Genomic DNA, 20190 nt, shown 5'->3' with positions numbered 1-20190 from the left:
TTTTTACTTATTATACCATATATATTTTCCCCTTATTAGGTTTATCTATTTTTCTTTCCACAAACCTAAATAGGGGGAGCTTAGCCCCCCCCTCAAAATATTTAAAATTCAACCCATGAAGAATAGTCTATTATTGCAAAATCAGGTTAGGATTCAAAGTAATCTCAAAGGCACGGCCCCAAATATAATCGGGATCATCGTATGGAAGTACTGCACTGGCGTATTCGGAGAAGACCCAACTGCCCCCGTTAATTTGCCGGATACTGCACGCCGGTTCAGCACTGCCGATCAGGAAGGCCCCCGTCCCGGCAAGCGTGGCCGTGTGTGTCTGCATCCGCTCTCTCAGCAAGGCCTCGAGATGAGCGTAATCCTCCGGGCTATTGAACAACAACATATTCTGATCTGTAAACGTTGCAACATTCTCATAGAGCGAATGGGCTCTGGAATATGTCCGGATCTCGCCAATCGCCAGCCTTTTGTAGAAGTAATCCTTCAGGAAGCGCTTGAACAGCAGCGAGCCGTGAGCGTTAACCGCAAGATCCAGCGCCGCCGCATCGGTCTCTGTAACGATATAAGCATACCGGGCCTGGCCCATGCCCAGTGCGAGGCCGATTTTGTTCCCCGGCGTATTCCAGCCGCTATATCCTAATAGCGTGCCAGTATGCCTGCTGCCCAGTAGAGCCTCAGTTATACTTGCATCTGCTGCACCTGCGCCGACACAGTCAATCACTACCGAAGGAACGAAGCGGGAATCGTTATCTTCGATACGGTTAACCGCAGCCAGCACCTGATCCGCAGCAGTAATCGCGATAATCTCCACCTGACGGGCATCGCCTACCGCCTCACCCCCTACAATATCCAGATGGCGCAGGATGTTCTGATGCACATCCATATATTCATACGGACTCGTAAGGGTAGAGCCATGCGGTCCGAAATATTCAACGGTATACCTGGTTGTGGCCCCGTTCCGGTAGAGCTGATTCGCCATCCGCGCCAGTAAGGACTGCCCCAGTCCGTCTGCATCCGGGAGAATGACGGCCCGGTCCGGATTTTTCCCCTGGGTCCCGCCCAGCCATTCATTAATGCCTGCTTCCATATAGTGAATCTCGTTAATCTGCACGCCCTGGGTATTGGCATCATCCACACCGACTGCAAGGAAATCAATCGAGCCTTCCTGCGCCAGCACCTCCAGAATATAGCGGTTCGTCTTGAACTTATGCGCTCTGGTATTGTAATACTGCTCTTTATCAAAAGTAGCCGTACTGCCATAGTCGCCAGTCGGTGACAGGTTATACCCACTGAGAATATCTTCGAACTGTGTGAAGCTCCTGCGCGGCTGAAGCATGAAGTTGCGGGACTCCGTATAGGCCGCGAGGTCCAGCCCTTCCGCAAAAGAGGTGGTGGCCAGCCTCATAATCGTATCCATTACATACACCGGCTTGTCCGGGTAAGCTTGCTTCACTTCACGGATGACATCCAGCAAGTCTGTAATTGCAGCGTCATACGCCGGGTAGACACCACCCGCATGCGCCCTGAGACGGCGGCTGCCAATTAGCCCCCCATAGGCCAGCATGTCCGCCGAGAGAATAAAACCGTCCACGGACGACTCCGCATGATCCAGAATCCATTGCCGGATCTTGGCGGTATCTCCATAGGCCGGTGAGGAGGTGGTCAGCAGGGTTGTGCCCGATGCTGTCTTTTGCGAATCCAGGCGATTCTTAAGATCCGTTACATCCGGTGTGATCACATCAATACCCGCCGATCTCCCCTGCACAATCACATCATCCAGATTAACAGGCCGATCATCCAATGGTACATATAGCACTTTCTTCATTGATGTCACGCTCCCTCTAGTTAGCAGATAGGCTCAGAACAGATGCCCTCACTATATAAGGTAATTTACACAGATGGATTACAACCAGAACTTAAAAAATAATAAAAAATATAAAAAGCCTACCCAGTTGAAAGGCAGACTCTCTATATTAATTCAGTATTATTCAGAAAAATTAATATACACGGAGGCATTATCAGCTGCTGGGACGGTGAGCGTGTAGTAGGCTTAGCACGGGCCATCACAGACTATTGTTACTGCTGTTACCTCTCAGACTTGGCTGTCATCAAAGAGTATCAGAAGCAAAATATAGGCAAAGACCTGGTAGAACTCCTTCAGCAGACCTTGGGAGATCAAGTAGCCATCGTACTCTTGTCTTCTGAGGAAGCTTTAACGTTCTATCCTCAAATCGGCTTTGAAGCGGCTACCAATGCGTTTCGGATCGCCCGAAAACATTAGCTACTCTTTGGACCCGGCAGCCTCCTGGAACCATAGATTTACCTGCGCGGTCTCCTCGGTCAGAAGATCCAGGTAGATGGAGGTACGGTAGTCGGTCTCCTTGAGGCTCCTGCCTGTAATCTCGGTGATCCGGTTCAGGCGGTACATTAAGGTATTGGTATGAATATGCAGAAAAGCGGCCGATTCCTTCAAATTCCCGTCCAGCGACAAATATACGGCGAGGGTTTTCAGGAGATCGCTTTTATGCTCACGGTCATGCTCCTTCAGCGGATAGAGCAGCAAGCTCCGGCGGGGGCGGCTCCGTTTCTGTTCCAGAATCGCCGGAAGGTACGCCCAGAACCCGATCTCTTCATAGAGCAGCAGCTCACGGGTATGATAAGGCAGCAGCTTCTTCAACTCCAGAATCTGCAGCGCTTCGCGGTACGCTTCAGCGGCGGAGGTATATTCGCGGTATTCAGGGCTGCACCCTGCCGTAAGCCTGCCGCCTTCGCTCTGGCCCAGCTCCCCGAGCAGCTTGTGCAGGAACGAAGACAGACGTCCGGTCCCTTCCACCGGAAATATAAAGGAGAAAAGAATAATTAGCCGGTTCTGCTCGGCGGTCTGAAAAAGCAGCCGCTGCCCGGTATAGGTAGCCATCACCCTGCGGAATTTCTGCAAAAAATGCTCATCAACCGGCCTGCTGCTCTCCAGCACCCCGATATAATAACGCTCCGGCAGCAGAATCGCCCCGGCCTCTGCCTCCTGGCGGATTCGCGGCTCACTCTCATAATGCGAGGTCAGCAGCTTCCAAAAGAAGTCCTCGAACGTCTTCTCCTGCTTCGTCTTCCAGCCGCGCTGCTTCAGCAGATGACGTCCGGCAATCCCGGCAGCCTTCTCCACGATACGCTCCGCATGCCCTTCGGTAAGATTCCCCCGGTCTACCACCCAGATATAGCCCAGAATCTCCTGCTGGTGCTTGATGCACATGGCCAGCCGCGGGCCAAGCCCGACCTCCATTACCGCAGGGATGCGGATCGGATGAATGCTGCTCTCCAGCTCATGCATAACTCCCTTTTTGCGTAGACCGATAATGACCGTGCTGGGCACCTTTTTGCCAATGATGGTCGAGATCCGCGCCGGATCACTCTCCGTCTGATGGGAGCTGTACCCGATCACATGATGATTGCTGTCCTCAATCGTAACCTGGGACTGGAGCGATTCGCTGAGCGTATCCGCCAGGGATTCCATACTGTCAAAAAAACGGTCAAATGATGGCTCTGCTTCTGTCAATGTTCCCACCCCAACCCCAAGAATAGCCGAAGCTTATATAAGTGATTACATTATATTACAGCGTCTGGCAGTTGCCTATAGGAATAAAACAGATTTCAGTAGAAAACCTGACATATCATGAAGAATTTGCGTCAAAAGCAAAATAACGTGGAGCGATAGCTTACATGGGGCGGGTGTCAGACGCGCTCGACCCCCGCTGGCCCAATGTGTTCGGTTTTTCGCCTACATTTAGCTCTCTCTCCTCGCGCCAGCCCATTGTGTTCGGTTTTTCGTCTACATCCGCCTCACTCACCTCACGCTGGCCCATTGTGTTCGGTTTTTTCGCCTACATCCGCCTCACTCACCTCACGCCAGCCCATTGTGTTCGGTTTTTCGTCTACATTTGGCCCACACGCCTCGCGCCAGCCCATTATGTTCGGTTTTTCGCCTACATCCGCCTGGTCCACTCGCCAAAAAAAAGCCCGGTGATTGCTCACCGGACTCTGACACACATTCTTCTGTTTACTCTCCCACCACACATCAGATCAGCGTGAACTCCTGCTCTACAGCAGCTTCAACCGTGAAGTACTCTTCTCCAAGCGCCTCGGCTACGGCCTGGCAGGTGATTTTGCCGTTGGCTACGTTGACGCCGCTCTTCAGACCTGCATTATCTTCAATGGCCTGGAATACGCCTTTGTTGGCAATTTGCAGGGCGTACGGAACGGTGACGTTGGTTAGAGCGATGGTCGAGGTTTTGGCCACTGCGCCCGGCATATTGGCTACGGAATAGTGCAGAACCCCATGCTTCTCAAAGACAGGGTTATCATGCGTGGTCACCCGGTCAATCGTCTCCACAATCCCGCCCTGGTCAATCGCCACATCTACAATGACGGAACCTGGCTTCATTGTCTGCACCATCGCTTCCGTTACCAGCTTAGGCGCCTTCGCGCCTGGAATTAGCACAGCCCCTACCAGCAGATCCGCTTCAGCAACGGCCTTGGCGATGTTGTACGGATTGGAGATCAGGGTGCTGATCTGGGCACCGAAAATATCGTCGAGCTGACGGAGCCGGTCTGCGCTCAGGTCAATAATAGTTACCTCAGCGCCAAGGCCGATGGCCATCTTAGCTGCATTGGTGCCGACGACACCTCCGCCGATGATGCTGACCTTGCCGCGGCTTACGCCGGGAACCCCGGAGAGCAGGATGCCCTGTCCGCCGTAGTTCTTTTGCAGGAATTGTGCGCCCAGTTGTACAGCCATCCGTCCGGCTACCTCGCTCATCGGGGTGAGCAGCGGCAAGGTACGTCCATCCACTACCGTCTCGTAGCCGATGGCGAATACGCCTTTGTCCTTAAGGGCGGCAGCCAGAGCTGGCTCTGGAGCCAGATGCAGATAAGTGAAGAGGATAAGCCCTGGACGGAAGTAACCGTATTCGCTGGCCAGCGGCTCTTTTACCTTCATTACCATTTCAGCGGCGGCCCACACTGCGGCGGCTTCTGCCACCAATTCAGCACCAGCTGCGGCATACTCTTCATTATGGAATCCGCTGCCTACACCCGCTCCTGCTTCCACCAGCACCTTGTGGCCCTCTGCGGTCAGGCTGACAACACCCGCCGGGGTGATCGCTACCCGGTTTTCGTTGTTTTTGATCTCTTTCGGTACGCCAATAATCATCTTTCATCGCTCCTGTCAGTTAGGGTTCTCTTATGTGAAGAATCATAACATACAGGCCGGAGCTGCATTTTGGGTAAAAAGAAAAACATGATCTGACATGATTGTGTTTTTACACAATGGACTTGAAACGCCGCACCAGCTGCTCCCGGAATAGAACGTTTCCCTGCACTATTGCCGCCCTAGCTCTAATCCGGTGAGATATTATAAAGTTATGTTCCATATTCTCCTGTTTTTTGTTCCTTCTGACGCTTCCGGCCATCTGCTATTCTTGAATTGCAAGCTTATACAGTACACACAGGGAGGTTGTCGCTTTTGAACAAGAGCCGTGTTATTGCCGGAATCACTTCGCTCGTTCTGATCATGGGTCTGGCCGCAGGCTGCGGGAACAGCAGCAATTCATCTTCAGCGGACAATGGAAGCTCTGTCACAGGTAAGAATACACCGGTAACGCTCAAAATGTGGGGCGGTGTCCCCCCGGAATCCGGTCCGCAGCAGGTGGTGGACAACTGGAACAAGGAGCACCCCGATATTCAGGTGGAATATGTACGCTATGTCAATGACGACGACGGCAATCTGAAGCTGGATACGGCGATGATTACCGGCCAGGATGTGGATTTGTTCGTGAACTATACAATCTCCCATGCCGCCAAGCGGATGGAATCGGGACTGGCCCTGGACCTCAGCGGCTTCACCGATTACAACATTGAAGAGAAGATGGGCGCGGACACTGCGAGCTGGAAGATTGACGGCAAGTTCTACGGCGTTCCGACAACCAAGAGCCCGTTCTTCATCGCCCTGAACAAAGACGCCCTCGATAAGGCAGGCCTGCCGGTTCCGAAGGAATGGACCTGGAATGAGCTGCGCGAGTATGCGAAGAAGCTGAAGAACGGGGATTCGTACGGTTTTATTCAAAATATGGAGCCCTTCGTGGACCCCATCGACTCCGTGCTGTCCCAGGAGGGCTACACTAAGCCGGACGGCACCTCCAATCTCGATCACCCGCTGGTCAGACAATGGCTGGAGACGCTGAACGGGATGATGCAGGACGATAAGACCACGCCGCCGCTCGGCGAGCAATTGACTTCCAAAATGCCGGTGGAGCAGGTCTTCCTCAGCGGAGAGGTGCCGATGCTCAATATCGGGGCGTGGCTGCTGCGCAGCTCGAATAACTTCACCGACTTCCCGCGTGATTTCAAAATCGCCTTCGCTCCGGTACCCCGGCTTGCTGAATCCGCCAGTGATTACGTGACCCGCGGGGGCCTCGGCGATTACATCTCCATTAACGCCAAGTCCAAGAAGCAGGAAGCGGCCTGGGAGTTCCTGAAGTGGTATTCCGATGGCGGCATGTCCCCGATGGCAGCGGGTGGAAGACTCCCGGCCTCCAAGGATGCCAAGCAGGAGGATGCGCTCAAGAGCCTCATCGGCGACAAAAGTGACTCCTACGATCTGGACTCCCTGATGTACGTCATGTTCGACAATAAGACGCCAACCTATGTCCGCAGCCTGCCGCAAGAGGTAATGGACCTGCGCTCACAGGAGTACGAGAAGTACTTCCTCGGCTCGCAGTCGCTTGACCAGACCGTACAGGCCATGGCAGCCCGGCATAACGAGTATTTGAAGCAGAAGAAGTAGCGGCTTGGGTGGAGACAGCGGAGATAGCGAAGAAATAGAGAAGTATCGTGCATCATACAGGAGGCTTGCCATGGAAATCATGGCGCCTCTCTTTTTTTTGTCTTACCCTATCAGGAACAGGCTAAGCCTTGAATGAACGCGGGTTCTTGCGGACTGGGATGCGCTTATTTTGGCAAATTTGGCTATTCTGGAGGCTACGCGGACTCAGATGCGCTTAACTACCATTTTTCGCTTCATTTCCGGTTACCTGGAGTGATATAACGGCCTCTGAGTCCGCCTGCCAGCATAAAGGTGATTTTTTCGCCAAATAAGAGCCTGTGAGTCCGTCGGTCCACACATATTGGCGGGACACATTGGCGGCACATGCGTCCAGGATCCCTCATTACCGCCCACACTGGCGGAAAGTATATAATTAAGGAGGAGGGACTATCTTTACAAAGGAGTGATGAAATGCTCAAAAGCTTCAAACCCTTTGACAGGACAATCATTATAGGCGGATTAGTCTCGGCGGGGGTCATTCTCCTGGCTGGCGTGTTTCTTCTGCTTGCGCTGAAGTACAACATCATACGTTTAAACTGACATCTTATACCCCTCCATACTCCAGGAGGTCCCTTGACAAGGCGGGGCGGATAACCCTCCGCTCCGTCTTTCTTGTCCCGCCGTCAAGCAGCCCGGATAGAACAAAACTATGCATTTCCGCCATCCTCCCCTGTCCGCTGGAACAAAACCATGCAATTTGAAATATCGCCAATCCGGCGGAGGGATTATGCTATAATCTAGCATATCAACCGTCCCTAAGCGGGCAGGTTCAGTCAGGCTTGGAGGTGCTTCCCTGTGTCACAGCTGCTGCGTGTGCTGATTCCCCAGAAGTTGAAATACCGCCTGTTCACCGCCTTTGTCTGTCTGATTCTGCTGCCGTTCGGCGCATTGAATATCTATAACTATCAGCGTATTGAGACGCTGGTCCAGAAGAAAATCAGCCAGCAGAGCCACTATCAGCTGGAGCAGATGTACCGCACGCTGGAGGACCAGATCAGCATCGCCTTCAAGACGCTGCTGTTCCTGAAGCAGGATGATACCGTGAAGTCCGTGCTGCTCCATCCCGGACAGCGTAATGAGCTGGAGAATAAACGGCTGATGGAGAATATTTTCAAGAATCTGAACAACAGCTTCTTCCTGTACAATCCTTCGGTCTACTTCATGATTCTGGACTTATCTGAAAGCGCATACACCTCTTATCCGCCTAAGGATTCTCTGGTCTATTCGGATCTGCGGGCAAATCCCGGGTTCGACCGGGGGCAGATGAACAACAGCTCTTATCACTGGGTGCCTAATGATACTAACTACGTGCTGCGTGATGTCTCTACCAGCGCCTATCTTCTATCCTTATACGCGTATCTGGAGGATGCCCGGAACCAGCCGTATGGCATGGCCCGGATCAGCATAGATTATACGTACTGGCTGCGCTCCATCCACAAGCAGTCCGATCTGGAGCAGCAGTATTTCCTGATTACCCGCTCGGGCGAGGATATCTCCCAGTCGGTTCCGGGCAGCCAGTTATCTGAGAAGGTGAAAGCGGGCTTTGCCGGGCAGCCGGGACAGCAGTATTTTATAGATAAAGACTCGAACGCCTTGATTAACTATATCTATGTGGAGTCGCTGGACTGGTATATCGTCAACCGGATTCCGCTGTCTGTGCTGTTCGTGGAAATCGAGGGGCTGAAGCAGCAATACTTCATTACGTTCCTGGTGCTGACGAGCATCTTCCTGATGATGACCTTCGTGATTGCTACGACCATTACGCGGCCCTTGTCCCATCTGCAGAACAAGATGAAGGCTGCCGTGCAGAAAAGCCTGAAAATCCGCCTGCCGGAGCACAAATTCAGCGGCGAGATCCTGGAGCTGACCCGGACCTTCAATACGATGCTGGACGACACCCACCTGCTGATCCAGAAGCTGAAGGCGGAGGAGCGGCAGAAGGAGGCGGTGCATTTTCAGATGCTGCTGGCCCAGACGAATCCCCACTTCCTGCTCAACACGCTGAATACGATCAAATGGATCGCCATCCGTGAGCAGAACGAGGATATTACGAACATGACCCTGTCGCTCGGCAAGCTGCTGGAGGCCAGTCTGAACACCGATAAGGATCTGATCCATCTAAAAGATGAAATCGAGCTGGTTGAGGCCTATGTCCATATTCAGCAGGTCCGGTACGCGCACAAATTCGACTGTACGTTCACGTATGACGAGGACATTCTGTATGCTCTGGTGCCGAAGCTCAGCCTTCAGCCGCTGGTGGAGAACGCCATCATTCACGGAATCAGCAGACTGCCCGGCCACGGCCTTATTGAGCTGAACGTCCACCGCGAAGAGAACCGGCTGGTCGTAGAGATCCGGGACAACGGCGTAGGCATGGAGCAGGGCGGCGGCCCCAAGGCTCCGCGCAAGCGTCCGGGCATCGGACTGAGTAATATTCAGGAGCGGCTGCGGCTGTTGTTCCGGGAAGAGGGACAGCTTGAGGTGCTCTCAACCAGCGAAGGCGTTACGGTCCGCTTGACGCTGCCGCTGCTAATGTCCACACCTTACGGCAACGAACATCCGGCTTGAGGCGCATAACTACGGGAGGGATTACACATGTGGAAGGTACTGCTTGTGGAGGATGAGGTATTCGTACGGGAAAGTGTGCGCGAGATTATCGCCTGGGAGGAGCTTGGCTTCACGGTCAGCGGAGAAGCGGGCAACGGGGCTGAGGCGCTGGAGATCATCCGCGAGGATACGCCCGATCTGGTGATTTCGGATATCGTCATGCCGGAGATGGATGGCGTCGAGCTGCTGCGCAGAACCCGTGAGGAAGGATTTGATTCCCGCTTCGTCATGCTAACCTGCATGAATGATTTCGAGAATGTGCGGCAGGCCATGGAATACGGGGCGTCCAATTATATTCTGAAGCTGTCGATGAGCGTGAATTCACTCCGGGACACACTGCGCAAGATCAGCGGCGAGCTGGAGAAGAACCGCAAGGCAGATCCGGATATGCCTAAGGAGCCTCCCCCGCCCCCGCCAGCCCATGAGGAGATTACGAGCCACCCGGAGATTCAGAAGATCCTGCACTATCTGCACGAACACTACGCTGAGGATATTACGGTGAAGTCGATGTCGCAGTATGTCATGATGGCCGAGAATTATGTCAGCACCCTGTTCAAAAAGAAAACCGGCCACACCCTGATCCACTATCTGCACCGTGTACGGGTAGACCAGGCGATCCGGCTACTGACCGATTCCGACCTGCCGGTCTATGAGATCGGCAACCGGGTCGGCTTCGTGAGCGACAACTACTTCATCAAGATTTTCAAGCGCCTGACAGCGCAGACGCCTAGCCAATACCGGCATCAGCAGCGGGAGAAGCCGGATACGTTGAGCTTATAGCCTGCTTTTCAGACAACGATCATAGTATTGCTCCAGCGGCATTCCTTCCGGGAATGCCGCTATTCTTGCTGGCCGGAACATGGATAGAACATATCTAAGACCGAAGCGCCTGCCGCCGCCTGCGTAATTGTATATTTCTGTGCCATGAAGTGGGTGGTTTTGTTCCTTAACCCTCACGGGAACGCTTGCTATGCTTGTAATGTACTTATTAAGACCTAAAGGAGTGGCGCTATTGTGAAAGCAACCTGGATGCGACGTCAGCAGTTGCTGGGCTATCTGTTTATCGGGCCCAATATGATTGGCGTGATACTATTTTTTATCATACCGGCTATGTATTCGTTCTATCTCATGTTTACAGACTACAAGTTTATGAGTCCCCATACCAAGTTCATCGGGCTGGCCAATATCCGGCGGATGCTGGGGGATGAGGTCTTCTATATTGCCATTAAGAACACGCTGCTGTTCCTGCTCTCTGTTCCTCTATCCATTGGGCTGGCGTTCCTGGTGGCTGTCATTCTGAACCGTTCTGTCTATCTCAAAAAGCTGCTGCGCGCCCTGTACTTCATGCCCTACATTACCAGCGGCGTAGCCGTAGCCTTCGTCTGGATGCTGCTGTTCCACCCGAATAACGGGCCGATTAACGGCATTCTCCGCTCTATGGGCATCGAGAACCCTCCCGGCTGGCTGTCCACGATGGATACGTCCATGTATGCGATTGATATCATCTGGATCTGGTTCATGCTCGGCTATAACATGATTATCTACCTCGCAGCCTTGCAGGAGGTGTCCGGCGAGCTGCTGGAGGCAGCTACCATCGACGGTGCCCGCACCTGGCAGACGGTCCGCAGCATCCTGTGGCCGCTGGTGAGTCCCACCACTTTTCTCCTGCTGATTACCGGTCTGATCATGTCGATCAAGCAGTTCGGCATCATCCAGGCGATTACGCAGGGCGGGCCCGGGAACAGCACCACCGTATTGTCACTGTTCATCTATCAGAATGCCTTCCGCTATTACGAGATGGGCTATGCGTCAGCGGTCTCCTGGGCCCTGTTCCTGATCATTCTGATCTTCACCGTGGTTCAATGGCTGGGCCAGAAACGCTGGGTTCACTACTAAGGAGCTGAGAATATGAATAAAGCCGCCGTTACCAAAATCATCGCCACATTAATCATGCTGTTCTTCAGCATCGTCATGATTGTACCCTTCCTCTGGATGATCAGCACCTCCTTCAAAACCCCTGCGGAAGTATTCCGCTATCCGATCCAGTGGATTCCGGACCACTTCAACTGGAGTCATCATATTAAGGTCTGGTCCGGCCAGGGCAGCTTCGTGCCTTATTATCTGAATTCCCTTAAAGTCGCTGTGCTCAGTACCATCGGCGCGGTCTCCCTGTCCGCCTTGGCGGCTTACGGCTTTGCCCGGATTGAATTCAAGGGACGCAACACTATGTTCCTGGTCTATCTGTCGATGATGATGGTTCCTCCGCAGGTGCTGTTCGTGCCCAAGTTCATCATGTTCGACTGGGCCGGCATCTATAACACCCACTGGGCGCTGATCCTGCCCGGCATGTTCACCATCTTCGGCGTATTCATGATGCGGCAGTTCTTCCTCTCCGTGCCTTACGAAATCTCGGAGGCCGCCTTCATCGACGGTGCCGGCCATTTCCGCATCTTCTCGCGGATCATCCTGCCGATGGCCAAGCCTTCGCTGGCGACACTGGCGATTATCGATTTCTCCTGGCACTGGAATGATTATGAGAACGCGCTCGTCTTCCTGATCGACCAGGACCTGTTCACCGTTCCGCTCGGGCTGCAGAATTTCATCCTGGAGAACAATGTCGATTACAACGGCATGATGGCCGCCGCAACGGCCGGTATCATCCCGATGATTCTCGTCTTCCTGCTCGGCCAGAAATACATCATTGAAGGAGTGGCCAGCTCGGCGGTGAAGGGGTGACAGTGCGGGGAACTAGGTAGTAGTGCCGCATCAGCTTAAAACATGTGAAAATTACTTTTAACTCATCGCTTGCTTAGGGTTGCCATGCCTGATCGTGCCTGATTAAGGTGCGAGGGTAGGCTTAAGTGCAGTCTGTACAACTAAATCGCCGGATGTGCCGCCAAATCTCTGTTTAGATGTATTTCGTACAATTAAAATACCTCTATATCTGGATTTTCGCCCATTCGGGCAAATATAGTTGTACAGAATACAGTTAGACGAAGAATACCTTCGGGCGCACTGTTTTTAGTTGCACAGAATACACTTATCTCTGATTAAAGTCTGAGTATGAACATCGAGCTGATATTAGGCTGAACCTGCGCCCGTTGCTGGCTTCAACTCTTTAATTCAAGTAGCTGATTGTATTTCCTGCAATAGAAAACGTATTGCTGACCGTAAAATGAGATTCTATTGTATTTCATACATTGGAATGTTGTGATTTGGCTGAAAAAAGGCCTTTTTTCAATATTCGATTGTACGGAATACAATAGAATCTATTTCGAAGCCTCTTCTACAGCATTCCGTTGTACAATGTGCAGTTGCTATTGTTCCTCCGCCTTCACCGCCACCCAGCCGTCAATCAGATATGCGCCGAAGAATCGGGATACGGCAGTGAACCCGGCCTCCTCCAGCAACTCCTCTATCTCTTCAGCATGGAGCGGATGAGAGATTACGCCGAATGATTGCTCGAAGGTCTGCCACTGTTCCTCTGCGATCCCGTTACCAAGCATATGCAGCCGCCAGCCTGCCATCTGAAGCTCCCATGCAGGAGTACCCGGCACCCCGCAGATGGCGGACAGGCAGAGCGGCGCACCCGGCTGAAGCCGCGCGGCAATGCTGCGAAGGAGCGCCAGCTTACTCTCCCTCCCCTGCACGAAATGAAGCACCAGCATACAGGTTGCGGCATCGTACGCTCTAGCACAGCTCCAGTCACTAATTTCCGTACGATGCAGCCGCACTCTATCCAGCAGACCCGGTTGACCCGCAGCCTCCAGCCGCTGCTTGGCAGCCTGGAGCATACTCTGCGAGGTGTCCAGGCCGCTGAACCTCCAGTCCGGGTGGCTTAGGCCCAGCTTCAGAATCTCCTGGCCTCCGCCTGCTCCCACGACTAGCAACTCCGGCTTTTCCTTCTTGCCCAGCCGCGCTGTCAGCAGCGTATCCATCAAGTCATATTGCAGCGCGTACCCGGGGATTTTGCGGCTGATGTTCTGTACATACTGATCCCCGTCTGCCTGCTCCCATGGGCTGCCTGCCCCGCTCATGCTGTCCTTCAATTATATCCCCTCCGAAAGTAATAATCGGTACATAACCACAACAGGTCATGTACCGATTATCAGGGACGGACGCGGAAACCGCCATCCCACATAGCTGGGATCTATAGCACAGGCCGCTCGTACCAATACCCCGGAATTCCCCGTTCCAGCCGCATCAGTGCCTCCAGATAATAATAATCGCCCCAGATCGTGTAATCATCCGGCGAATCTCCGGCCCGCGTGCCCAATGTGTTCGGTTTTTCACGTACATTCCGATTCCGTCCGTGCCCTTTCACCGATACGAAAAAAAGACACCGGTTAAGTGTCTTTTGGGGCAATCCTATACAATTCTTCTACCCAGCCTACCTTAACCAATCCGCCGCTCACTCACGGGACAGCACCGACAGCACCGTCTCCAGCACCACATTCACGCCCATTTCACAATCCTCGTAGGAGGTGAGCTCTTCCTCGCAATGGCTTTTCCCGTTCACACTTGGGACGAAAATCATCGCCGACGGCAGAAATCCGGCCACGAACTGGGCATCATGGCCCGCGCCGCTCGCCAGCTTCCGGCTGCTGTAACCGAGCTTCTGCGCGGCCTGCTCCACCAGCGTACAGATCCCCGGATCGAACCATACCGTGTCGCGGCCCCACAGCTTCGTCTTCGATACGCTGCATTCCAGCAGCTCCTCCGGCAGACTGTGAATAATCGCCTCAACTTCACGGACCACATCCATGTCCTTATGTCTCGCTTCCACGGTGAAGATCACCTTGTTCGGAATGACCGTATGGATATTCGGCAGCACATTCATCCGCCCCATCGTATAGACCAGCTCAGGGTCCAGCACGGCCAGCTTGCGGCGCAGCTCCGTAATAATATCTGTAGCGGCAAACAGCGCGTCCCGGCGCATATCCATCGGCGTAGTCCCGGCATGATCCGATTCCCCGGTCACTTCAATCTCATAGCAAACCATGCCCACAACACAGTCAACCAGACCGATCTTAACGTTCTCCTTCTCCAGCACAGGGCCTTGCTCAATATGCAGCTCCAGATAAGCCGCCGCTTCCCTGATCCGGTTCTCCGCCTCCCCGGCATAGCCACTGGCCTGGAGCGCATCTCCGAAGGTGATCCCCTCCGGGTCCTTCTTCTCCAGCATAGCCGCCTTATCGAACTTGCCGGACAAGACCCCAGAAGCCATCATGGACGGCTCGAAGCGCGCCCCCTCCTCATTGGTGAAATTCATCACCGTGACAGGCAGCCGGGGCTTAATCCCGTGATCTACCAGGGTTCTCACCACCTCAAGGCCGGCAATCACTCCCAGCACACCGTCGAATCTGCCGCCCTTCTTCACAGTATCCAGATGTGAGCCGATCACCATGGGCGGCCCCTCTTCACTGCCAGCCAGAGTGGCATACATATTGCCCATATCATCCACCTTCACATTCATGCCCAGCTCTTCGCAGCAGCCGGTGAAATAGCCGCGCACCCGCACATCCTGCTCCGACAGCGACAGCCGGGTAACTCCGTTATGATCTGTCCGCCCGAAATCGGCAAAAGCCTCAATCGTATTCTTCAGCCGCCCACCGTTCACCAATAGTTGCTTAACCTGCATCGGCTTATTCCCCCGTTTCCGCTGATATGGAATGATTGCTATCCTTATATGTTAACGAATTCCACATGTTTGTCATTGTACATACTGTAAAAATTATAGGCTGGAGAATTTCCGTTATATGCTGGCACCTGCGGGGAAGTCTGTTAGAATATGAGACATCAGGATTACATATTGCAGGGCGAGAGGGGTAAAGGCATGAACACTATTTTACGCAGCGGCCTGGCCGTGGCCGAGATCAGTTCACTCGGTGCTGAGCTGGTCAGCTTCAAAAGAACGGATACAGACACTGAATATATGTGGAACGGAGACGCCGCCTATTGGACAGGCCGTTCCCCGGTGCTGTTCCCGATGATCGGAGGAGCCGCAGGCGAAGCGGTCCGGGTAGACGGGCAGGCGTATCCGCTGGCCCGGCACGGCTTCGCCAGACGAAGCGAATTCACGCTGGTGGAGGCAAGCGAGACGCAGGCGATCTACCGGCTCTCCCACAGCGCGGACACGCTGGCCAGCTACCCGTATCCGTTCCATCTGTATCTCACCTATACGCTGAACGGCAGCACGCTGGACATCGGCTACCGGGTGGAGAATCCCGGAGAAGAGGAGATGTTCTTCCAGCTCGGCACCCATCCGGCGTTCAACTGCCCGATTGGCGGAGAAGGCAGCTTCACCGACTATTACCTTGAATTCGAACAGCCGGAGCGCCTGGAGCGCTTGTTCCTGAATGAGAATGGCTTGATCACTCCGGGTCAGAGCGAGGCCATGCTCGGCGTGGACAACAAGCTGCCGCTGAACCACGAGATGTTCGCGCATGACGCCCTCGTCTTCCGCAATGTCCGGTCCAAATCGGTTGCCCTCAAAAGCAGACAGTCTGACAAGAGCGTAACAGTCGCCTTCACCAATTTCCCTGATCTCGGCATCTGGCAGCCGAAGAATGCACCGTTCGTGTGTATCGAGCCTTGGCATGGTGTGGCCGATATCGAAGGCTTCACCGGCGATATCCGGGAGAAGCAAAATGTCATCTCCCTGCCGCCGGGCAGCCAGTTTACCAGCGCGCTGGCGATTACATTTAACTAAATTTCAGCAGGCGAAGGCCGCAGTCACCCCGTGGTGCTGCGGTCTTTTTGCTGTGGAACAGCGGCTTCTCGTCAGGCAGTTCACCCCCCTCCTCAAGCGATAAGTACACTTTAGTAGTATATACAACCTTTTGACCCGGATAGTAAGATATTCACAAATCAAATGACGCGTAGACCCGAATCAGAACCGGGAAAGGAAGTGACTGCTCGAGTGAAGCCAGAGATAAGTATTATTGTGCCTATCTACAACGTGGAATTGTACCTGAGGAAGTGTGTGGATTCGATATTGGCGCAGACCTTCCGCAGCTTTGAATTGATTCTGGTCAATGACGGATCACCCGATAAGTGCGGCGAGATATGCGAGTATTACAAGGAGCTGGACCCCCGTGTCGTAGTCATTCACAAGCAGAACGGCGGATTGTCCGATGCCCGGAACTATGGTATTGATGTGGCAAAGGGCCGGTATATCGGGTTCGTTGACAGCGATGACTGGATAGAACCGGACATGTATGAAGCCCTGCACGGACTCATCACCGCCCACAATGCAGATATCGCTGTATGCGGTCATTGCGAGGTACAGGATGATGTCAAGCTGGAAAAGTCCTTCACGCACCAGGTGCGTGTATACGATAATGCGCATGCCTTTGACAAGCTGCTGGAGGATACCGAGATCCAGAACCTTGCCTGGGATAAGCTGTATAAGGCCGAGCTGTTCAGCCAGGTGAGATATCCGGTCGGCCGATATTTCGAAGACATTTTTACCACCTATAAATTATTCCTCCAGGCGAACAAGACCGTCTCGCTGGACTCCCCCAAATACCTGTATCTGAAGCGAAGCGACAGCATTACCGGAGCGATGAACAACCGGAAATATTACGACCGCTTCTGTGCGGCGCTGGAGATCTACGAGACCATTCAGGATAAAAACTATCCGATCGCCAAAGAAATCTCGTTATCCCGGACCGTAACCGAGGGCATTGAGCTGTGCAACTTCCAGCTGATTACCGGCGAGACTGCAGTTAACAAGGAATATCTGGCCGAGCTGGGCGGGTTCCTGAGCAAGCATACCTCCGCGATCCTGCGCAACCGTATTATCCGCCGGGAGATGAAGACCGCAGCCCTGCTTATTCTGACCAGCTCCACGGTATACAAAATGCTGTATTATTCCAAACTCCGTTTGAAGGGAAGTAATATGATATGAGCCAAGCCCTTGAGAAGATCCTGCCGCTGTCTTTCCGCAATTATGTAAGCAATATTCCCGTCTATCAATATTATAAGGGCTATCTGAGCTACCGGAATGCATATAAAGACAAGACGAAAGCCATTTACGTCGTAGGCTCCCCCGAGCATGACAATCTGGGCGATCACGCCATCACTTATGCGCAGATGAATTTTTTGCGGAAAGCTTTTCCCGACTATACCCTGATTGAGATTGTCGCCAACCGGCTGATGCATAACATGAAGTGCCTGGAGGAATTCTGTTCGCCGGAGGATATCTTCGTGCTTCAGGGCGGGGGCAACTTCGGAATCGAGTATTTCCGCGAGGAAGAGGTGCGCCGCAAGATTATCTCCGAATTCCCAAATAACAAAATCATCGTCTTCCCGCAGACCATCTACTTCGGTGATACCGAGCTGGGCCGCGCGGAGTTCAAGAAGACACAGGACCTCTATGGCTCCCACAAAGACCTCACGCTGGTCGCCAGAGAGGCAACGTCGTACGAAATTATGAAAGCAGGTTTCAGAAACAACGCAGTGCTGTTAACGCCGGACATTGTCATGTCCCTGGATATCACTGACCCTCCCAAGGAGCGCCACGGTGCCCTTCTGTGCATTAGAGCCGATAAGGAGAGCATTTTCAGCGAGCAGGATAAAAAGGTCATCCAGGAGTACACCTCCAAGCACTACAGCACCACCACCTTCACGGATACCTGCATTCTCCGCCCTGTCTCCCTGGAAGACCGGGATCACGAGCTGAACACCTTATGGAATCAGTTCAAGGAGGCCGAAGTTGTGATTACGGACCGGCTGCACGGGATGATTTTTGCGGCGATTACGTCCACACCTTGTATTGCACTGGGGAACTACAATTATAAGGTCGTAGGCAGCTACGAATGGATCAAGCATCTGGGCTATGTGAAATTCACGAACGATGTGAAGCAAATCCCGGCTTTGCTGGAAGAACTGAAGACGATCCAGCGCCCACGGTACAATAATGAGTTCTCGGTCCAGCATTACAGCCAGATCATTGAATCCATGGCAAGCAGCAGCGCTAGAGAACCTGCTTCGTCTATCGTTACCGCTTAAGATAAGCACAAGACACTCTCTGTAGCGAGGAAGCGATCCCACCCTTGAAAACAAATATAAAACTTGCTGCAATCATAACCTATGCTTCGGTATTCCTAGGCGTGATTATCTCCCTGGGCTCGACGCCGTTCATTGTGTCGACCCTGGGGAAATCCGAATATGGATTATTCGCGCTGGTGAACTCCATCATCGCCTATATCGTCCTGCTGGATCTGGGCTTCGGCAGCGCGGTCATCCGCTTCAATGCGAAATACATCTCTGAGAATGACTCCGCAGGCCAGCGCAATATCAACGGAATGTTCCTGCTGCTGTTCTCAGCCATCGGACTCCTCTCCTTACTTGCCAGTGTGATTCTGGTGTTTAATTTCGATGCGATCTTCAGCAGCCTCGATGAAGCTGAGCTGGGCATTCTGAAGACGATATTTATCATTGCCGCCATCAATGTGGCTGTATCGTTCCCGCTGAATATCTTCAGCTCGATCATTACGGCCTATGAGCGGTTCGTCTATCTCAAAATCATCAATCTGATCCGCGTGGTCCTGTCTCCGGCCATGATGGTGCTGGTCCTGCTGTTCGATTTCAGATCGACAGGTATGGTCACCGTTGCGCTTGTGCTGAACCTGGCGATCGGCGTGATTAACGTGGTCTTTTGCCGCACCAAGCTGAATCTGAGGGTCCGATTCCACGGCTTCGACACCAAGCTGTTCAAGGAAATCTTCAGCTATTCGTCGTATATTCTGCTGTCGTCCATCGCCTTCCAGATCTATACAAATGCTGATCCGCTGATCATCGGGATGTTCCTCGGGGCTACGCCCATCGCCATCTTCGCCATCGCCGCCCAGCTCAACACGTATGTTCTCAACTTCTCCAATGTGCTGGCCAGCTTCTATCTGCCGAAGCTCACCAAGATGATCGTCAAGGGTGCAGATCAGGCGGCCCTAATGCTGGAGCTGGTCAAAATAGGCAGAATCCAGGCGCTGATCGTAGGCTACATCGTCTCGGGCTTCGTGTTATTCGGACAGAGCTTCATTCTGATCTGGCTCGGCCAGGATTACAAATATGCGTACACAGTTGCGCTGATCATCATCATTCCCCAGATTACGTCGATTGTGCAATCGCTGTTCGCCACCATGCTGGAAGCGATGAATATGCATAGGGTGAAGGCCTTCATCTATTTCTCTGTTGCTATTCTGAAGGTGGCCTTAACCTTCTGGTTCATCCGGATCTGGGGGATTACAGGCTGCGCCATTGCTACGGCCATCGGGATGATCATCAATGTATGCCTGAATAATGTTTACTACAAATATAAATTGAAGTTCGATATTCTTCACTTCTGGCTGCAGATCATCCGCGTCTTCATTCCGGTGGTGCTGCTGTCCGGGGTGTGCGGGTTCCTGCTTAGTTTCGTGAGCATCACTTCTTACGTGTATCTGGGCATGTATGTCATCCTGTACTCCCTCATCTATGTGCTTACCATGTGGCTGTTCGGACTGAACGGGGCTGAGAAGCAGATGGTCGCCGGACCGGTTAGAAAAATGGCTCTGCGGAGTCAGGCCTAGGACTCTAGGTGAGGCGGGGCTGATTGGCATGCCGCGCTTAGGCGCTGCTCCATGCTGTGCCTAAGCGAAGAAGCCTCTGCGGAACTTACCCGCAGAGGCTTCTTCGCTTAACTTGGCAAGCTTGCT

General features: G+C 53.1%; 15 protein-coding genes. 10 read left to right on the top strand and 5 right to left on the bottom strand.

Annotated features, from left to right (window positions below; genetic code table 11):
• Positions 1-130 precede the first annotated feature (130 nt).
• Complete coding sequence (locus tag NST26_RS00695; RefSeq protein WP_340978244.1) at positions 131-1834, bottom strand: DUF4127 family protein; 1704 nt, start codon at positions 1832-1834, stop codon at positions 131-133.
• Positions 1835-1981: 147 nt separating this feature from the next.
• On the opposite strand from NST26_RS00695, the gene NST26_RS00690 reads away from it, so the two are divergent.
• On the top strand, positions 1982-2290 hold the full coding sequence (locus NST26_RS00690; protein WP_081751072.1) for a GNAT family N-acetyltransferase: 309 nt from the start codon (positions 1982-1984) through the stop codon (positions 2288-2290).
• Here NST26_RS00690 and NST26_RS00685 read toward each other — a convergent pair whose 3' ends face one another.
• Both NST26_RS00685 and ald read right to left on the bottom strand, forming a co-directional pair.
• A complete protein-coding gene (locus NST26_RS00685) occupies positions 2291-3559 on the bottom strand; it encodes a PucR family transcriptional regulator (protein ID WP_340956715.1) in 1269 nt (422 codons plus the stop codon). It lies immediately after the preceding gene.
• A 519-nt stretch (positions 3560-4078) separates the two neighbouring features.
• Positions 4079-5212, bottom strand: a complete 1134-nt coding sequence (gene ald, locus NST26_RS00680; protein ID WP_340956718.1) for an alanine dehydrogenase — start codon at positions 5210-5212, stop codon at positions 4079-4081.
• A 312-nt stretch (positions 5213-5524) separates the two neighbouring features.
• On the opposite strand from ald, the gene NST26_RS00675 reads away from it, so the two are divergent.
• The 5 genes from NST26_RS00675 (at position 5525) to NST26_RS00655 (ending at position 12226) form a co-directional block, all read left to right on the top strand.
• A complete protein-coding gene (locus NST26_RS00675) occupies positions 5525-6844 on the top strand; it encodes an ABC transporter substrate-binding protein (RefSeq protein ID WP_340956720.1) in 1320 nt (439 codons plus the stop codon).
• Between the two features lie 834 nt (positions 6845-7678).
• The gene (locus NST26_RS00670; RefSeq protein ID WP_340978242.1) at positions 7679-9451 is read left to right on the top strand and encodes a sensor histidine kinase; all 1773 of its coding nucleotides are present in this window, start codon (positions 7679-7681) and stop codon (positions 9449-9451) included.
• Positions 9452-9478: 27 nt separating this feature from the next.
• Positions 9479-10270: a response regulator gene (locus NST26_RS00665; RefSeq protein ID WP_340978241.1), complete on the top strand. Its 792-nt coding sequence runs from the start codon at positions 9479-9481 to the stop codon at positions 10268-10270.
• Positions 10271-10504: 234 nt separating this feature from the next.
• Entirely contained in the window at positions 10505-11386 is an 882-nt protein-coding gene (locus NST26_RS00660; protein WP_340978240.1) for a carbohydrate ABC transporter permease, read from the top strand.
• Between the two features lie 12 nt (positions 11387-11398).
• Complete coding sequence (locus NST26_RS00655) at positions 11399-12226, top strand: carbohydrate ABC transporter permease (RefSeq protein ID WP_209876112.1); 828 nt, start codon at positions 11399-11401, stop codon at positions 12224-12226.
• Positions 12227-12807: 581 nt separating this feature from the next.
• On the opposite strand, the gene NST26_RS00650 is transcribed toward NST26_RS00655, so the two are convergent.
• A complete protein-coding gene (locus NST26_RS00650; protein ID WP_340956730.1) occupies positions 12808-13539 on the bottom strand; it encodes a class I SAM-dependent methyltransferase in 732 nt (243 codons plus the stop codon).
• A 362-nt stretch (positions 13540-13901) separates the two neighbouring features.
• Positions 13902-15131 (bottom strand): Zn-dependent hydrolase, encoded by a 1230-nt coding sequence (locus NST26_RS00645; RefSeq protein ID WP_340978239.1) that lies wholly within the window; start codon positions 15129-15131, stop codon positions 13902-13904.
• A gap of 195 nt (positions 15132-15326) precedes the next feature.
• Here NST26_RS00645 and NST26_RS00640 point away from each other — a divergent pair, with 195 nt between their 5' ends.
• The 4 genes from NST26_RS00640 to NST26_RS00625 all read left to right on the top strand — a co-directional run bounded on the left by NST26_RS00640 (position 15327) and on the right by NST26_RS00625 (position 20064).
• A complete protein-coding gene (locus NST26_RS00640; RefSeq protein ID WP_340978237.1) occupies positions 15327-16202 on the top strand; it encodes an aldose 1-epimerase family protein in 876 nt (291 codons plus the stop codon).
• A 210-nt stretch (positions 16203-16412) separates the two neighbouring features.
• Complete coding sequence (locus NST26_RS00635; RefSeq protein WP_209879324.1) at positions 16413-17402, top strand: glycosyltransferase family 2 protein; 990 nt, start codon at positions 16413-16415, stop codon at positions 17400-17402.
• Positions 17399-18505: a polysaccharide pyruvyl transferase family protein gene (locus tag NST26_RS00630; protein WP_051478096.1), complete on the top strand. Its 1107-nt coding sequence runs from the start codon at positions 17399-17401 to the stop codon at positions 18503-18505. Before NST26_RS00635 ends, NST26_RS00630 begins: the two co-directional genes overlap by 4 nt.
• A gap of 44 nt (positions 18506-18549) precedes the next feature.
• Entirely contained in the window at positions 18550-20064 is a 1515-nt protein-coding gene (locus tag NST26_RS00625) for an oligosaccharide flippase family protein (RefSeq protein ID WP_340978236.1), read from the top strand.
• The last annotated feature ends 126 nt before the right edge of the window (positions 20065-20190 follow it).

The organism is Paenibacillus sp. FSL R7-0128 (assembly GCF_038002245.1).
GTDB lineage: Bacteria > Bacillota > Bacilli > Paenibacillales > Paenibacillaceae > Paenibacillus_AQ > Paenibacillus_AQ silagei.
Note: the sequence above shows the minus strand (reverse complement) of the source record. Positions and strands in the feature narration are given on the sequence as shown.

Coding starts and splice junctions, on each gene's coding strand:
- NST26_RS00695 (WP_340978244.1), bottom strand. CDS start 1,834: ATGAAGAAAGTGCTATATGTACCATTGGATGATCGGCCTGTTAATCTG.
- ald (WP_340956718.1), bottom strand. CDS start 5,212: ATGATTATTGGCGTACCGAAAGAGATCAAAAACAACGAAAACCGGGTA.
- NST26_RS00665 (WP_340978241.1), top strand. CDS start 9,479: ATGTGGAAGGTACTGCTTGTGGAGGATGAGGTATTCGTACGGGAAAGT.
- NST26_RS00655 (WP_209876112.1), top strand. CDS start 11,399: ATGAATAAAGCCGCCGTTACCAAAATCATCGCCACATTAATCATGCTG.
- NST26_RS00645 (WP_340978239.1), bottom strand. CDS start 15,131: ATGCAGGTTAAGCAACTATTGGTGAACGGTGGGCGGCTGAAGAATACG.
- NST26_RS00640 (WP_340978237.1), top strand. CDS start 15,327: ATGAACACTATTTTACGCAGCGGCCTGGCCGTGGCCGAGATCAGTTCA.
- NST26_RS00630 (WP_051478096.1), top strand. CDS start 17,399: ATGAGCCAAGCCCTTGAGAAGATCCTGCCGCTGTCTTTCCGCAATTAT.